We start from the raw sequence: 3726 nt of genomic DNA, 5'->3' as shown, positions 1-3726 counted from the left end.
CCACCCACAGCAGGGGGAACAGGCTGGCCAGCAGCAGGTAGCCCGGGTGCCGCTCGGTTCCCCAGCGCACCAGATAGGCGCCGAACGCAGCGACGACCGCGGCACCCGCGTCGAGGATCAGAGCCCGTCGCAGGTAGGCGGTCTGCCAGCGGCCACCCGGTCGATCGACGGACAATGAGCCGTCCGTCGATCGGGCCGTGGCATCCGGTGCCGCCAGCGCGCCCCTGCCCGGGTAGTCCAGTACCGCCACAATTCCCCCCACCCAGTCGCCCACCCGACTGCTCCTCACCCTAAGGAAGCCCTCACGCCGGTGACCAGCCCAGAAGGTGAACTAGGGCCGAACGTCGGACCCCCGACGACCCGTCCCGTCACGGTGTGTCACAGACTGCTCACTGAAGGTAGGACGCTCAGCTCTCGGACGGGTGGAAGCCGTTCTGGGCGCGACCCAGGCCGTCCCTCAACAGGGTTTCGACGGCGTCCGCAGCACGGTCGACGTGGAACGGAAGCTCCCTGGCCTCGGCCGCGACGAACGGTCGCAACACGTAGTCGGCGGGGTCCATCCGGCCGGGTGGGCGGCCAACGCCGACCCGGACCCGCAGGTACTCCCGGCCGCCGAGCGTGCTGGTGACCGACCGGAGCCCGTTGTGCCCGCCGTCGCCTCCCCCGCGCTTGATCCGCAGCGTGCCGTACGGCAGGTCGAGGTCGTCGTGGATGACGACGATCCGCTCGACCGGCACCTTGAAGAAGTCCCGGATCGCGGCCACCGGTCCGCCGGACTCGTTCATGTAGCACTTGGGCTTGGCGAGAACCACGGGGACGCCGGCCAACCGACCCTCGACGACGTCGGCTCGCCCCTTGTGAGCCTTGAACCGCGAGGACATCCGCCTGGCCAGCAGGTCCGCGACCATGAAGCCGACGTTGTGCCGGGTGGCGGCGTACGCCGGCCCGGGATTCCCCAGGCCGACGACCAGATAGCGGTCCTCAGCCACGGTGGGGATACCCGCCGACGATCAGCTCTCGCTGGACGCCTCGGCCGCCTCGGCAGCCTCGGCGCCCGCCTCGCCCTCGGCCGGCGCCTCGGCAGGAGCCTCCTCCTCGGCCTGCGGGGCGATGATGTGCAGCACCGGCGTGTCAGCGTCGATCCCCAGCGCGGCACCCTCGGGGAGCGACAGCTCACCAGCGGTGATCATGGTGCCGATCTCGAGGCCCTCGACATCGACCGTGATCTCGGTCGGGATGTGGGTAGCCTCCGCCTCGAGGGTGATCGTGGGGTGCACCAGCTCGACGAGGCCGCCGGGGATCCGCCCGTTGGCCACCAGAGCCACCTCGACCGTCACGGTCTCACCGCGCTTGACGATCACCAGGTCGACGTGCTCGAGGGTCTGCTTCACCGGGTCCCGCTGAACGGACTTCGGCAGGGTCAGCTCGACCCCGCTGCCAAGGTCGAGCTCGAGCAGCACGTTGGCGGTCTTCAGTGCCAGCATCAGGTCGTGACCGGGGAGCGCGATGTGCCGCGGGTCGCTGCCATGGCCGTACACGACGGCCGGCACCTGGCCGGCCCGCCGGATCCGCCGAGCCGCGCCCTTGCCGAACTCGCTGCGTGACTCTGCCTTGATTCGGACCTGGCTCACGGTGGGAGGCTCCTCGTGCTCGTCTGCGTGCGGTGAAGGGGTCGGGCATCGACCCGGCGGCGGGCGCAGAGGACACGGACCGCGTCGATCACGGAGGCCGAAGGCGTCCCTCGCCGGGGCAACCCGAGGAGTCTACGCGAGGGCTGCTCCGCGTCTCAAACCGCCGTCCGTGCGACGGCTGGGGACGTCAGGCGTTGCCGTCGAACAGGCTGGTGACCGAGCCGTCGTCGAAGACCTCGCGGATCGCGCGAGCGATCAGCGGCGCGATCGACAGCACGGTCAGCTTGTCGAACTGCTTGTCGTCGCTGATCGGCAGCGTGTTGGTCGTGACGACCTCGGAGATGCGGCTGTTCTTGAGCCGGTCCGCCGCTGGGCCCGAGAAGATGCCGTGGGTCGAGGCGACGATGACCTCGGCCGCCCCGTTCTCGAACAGGGCCTCCGCCGCCTTCACGATCGTGCCACCGGTGTCGATCATGTCGTCGACCACGACGCAGATCCGTCCCTCCACATCACCGACGACCTCGTTGACCATGGCCTCGTTCGGGACGTCCGGGTCGCGGCGCTTGTGGATGATCGCCAGCGGGCTGTTCAGGGTGTCCGTCCAGCGCTCGGCGACGCGGACCCGGCCGGCGTCGGGGGACACGACCGTGAGGCGGGAGACGTCGACCCGGCCACGGACGTACTGCGCCAGCAGCGGCAAGGCGAACAGGTGGTCCACCGGCCCGTCGAAGAAGCCCTGGATCTGCGCAGTGTGCAGGTCAACTGTCATGAGTCGGTGCGCGCCGGCGGTCCGGAACAGGTCCGCCATCAGCCGCGCCGATATCGGCTCGCGGCCCCGGTGCTTCTTGTCCTGGCGGGCGTATCCGTAGAACGGCATGACCACGGTGATCCGCTTGGCGGAGGCCCGCTTCAGCGCGTCGACCATGATCAGGTGCTCCATGATCGAGTGGTTGATCGGCTCGGAGTGGCTCTGCAGCACGAAGGCGTCCGAGCCACGGGCCGACTCCTCGAACCGGACGAAGATCTCGCCGTTGGCGAAGTCGTACGCCGACGTCGGGACCAGCTCGACGCCGAGGTGGTCGGCCACCTCGGTGGCCAGCTCGGGGTGCGCCCGACCGGCGAACAGCTTGAGGGTCTTCTCAGTGGTGGTCTTGATACCGCTCACGAGTGCTGCTCCTCGTCGCCGCCGCCGGTACCCGATGTGCCTGCGCCAGATTGTGACTGATCCGTCGAGGTGCCGGACGCCGCCTCCGCGGCCCGGGCGGACGCCGTGCCGGCACGCTTACGGGCCACCCATCCCAGGATGGTCCGCTGCCGGGCCCGGCCGACGGCCATGGCGCCGGGTGGGACGTCCTCGGTGATGACCGAGCCGGCTGCCGTGTAGGCGCCGTCCCCGATGGTCACCGGAGCAACCAGCATGGTGTCCGACCCGATCCGGACGTGGTCGCCGACCACCGTGCGGTGCTTCGCTACCCCGTCGTAGTTCACGAACACGGTCGCCGCACCGATGTTGGAGCCGTCGCCGATCTCGGCGTCCCCCACGTAGGACAGGTGCGGAACCTTGGCGCCGACGCCAACCTCGGCGTTCTTGATCTCAACGTACGCGCCGGCCTTCGACCCCTCGCCCAGCCGGGTTCCCGGGCGGAGGTAGGTGAAGGGTCCGACGGCGGCGCGCGGGCCGATGTCCGCCTCCTCGCACCAGGCGTGGCGGACCACGGCACCCTCAGCGACCGTCGTGTCGCGCAGCGTGCAACCCGGCCCCACCTGAGCGCCGGCCGCCACGTGCGTACGGCCGTGCAGCCGGGTGTCCTGGTGCAGCACGGCGTCCGGCTCGAGGGTGACGTCAACGTCCACCCAGGTGGTCGCCGGGTCGATGACCGTGACGCCGGCGCGCATCCAGCTGTCCAGGATCCGGTCGCGCAGCACCCGGCGCGCGTGCGCCAGCTGGACCCGGTCGTTGACCCCGAGGACCTCCTCGGCGTCCGAGGCGACAACCGCCCCGACTCGGTGCCCGTCGGCCCGCAGGATCGCCAGCACGTCGGTGAGGTACTCCTCGCCCTGGGCGTTGTCAGTGGTCAGCCGGCCCAGGGCCGAG

Annotated in this window: 5 protein-coding genes; all 5 read right to left on the bottom strand. The window is 70.4% G+C overall.

The genetic code is table 11. The features are described from left to right. On the bottom strand, positions 1-274 hold a 274-nt coding region (locus tag VIM19_18205; protein ID HEY5186784.1), incomplete at its 3' end, for a hypothetical protein. A gap of 133 nt (positions 275-407) precedes the next feature. Beyond that, positions 408-998 (bottom strand): aminoacyl-tRNA hydrolase, encoded by a 591-nt coding sequence (pth, locus tag VIM19_18200; protein ID HEY5186783.1) that lies wholly within the window; start codon positions 996-998, stop codon positions 408-410. A gap of 12 nt (positions 999-1010) precedes the next feature. Continuing rightward, entirely contained in the window at positions 1011-1631 is a 621-nt protein-coding gene (locus VIM19_18195) for a 50S ribosomal protein L25/general stress protein Ctc (protein HEY5186782.1), read from the bottom strand. Between the two features lie 187 nt (positions 1632-1818). Next, positions 1819-2796: a ribose-phosphate diphosphokinase gene (locus VIM19_18190; GenBank protein ID HEY5186781.1), complete on the bottom strand. Its 978-nt coding sequence runs from the start codon at positions 2794-2796 to the stop codon at positions 1819-1821. Then, on the bottom strand, positions 2793-3726 hold a 934-nt coding region (locus VIM19_18185; protein HEY5186780.1), incomplete at its 5' end, for a DapH/DapD/GlmU-related protein. The genes VIM19_18185 and VIM19_18190, both read right to left, overlap by 4 nt.

The sequence above is a fragment of the Actinomycetes bacterium genome (assembly GCA_036510875.1).
Lineage (GTDB): Bacteria > Actinomycetota > Actinomycetes > Prado026 > Prado026 > DATCDE01.
Note: the sequence above shows the minus strand (reverse complement) of the source record. Positions and strands in the feature narration are given on the sequence as shown.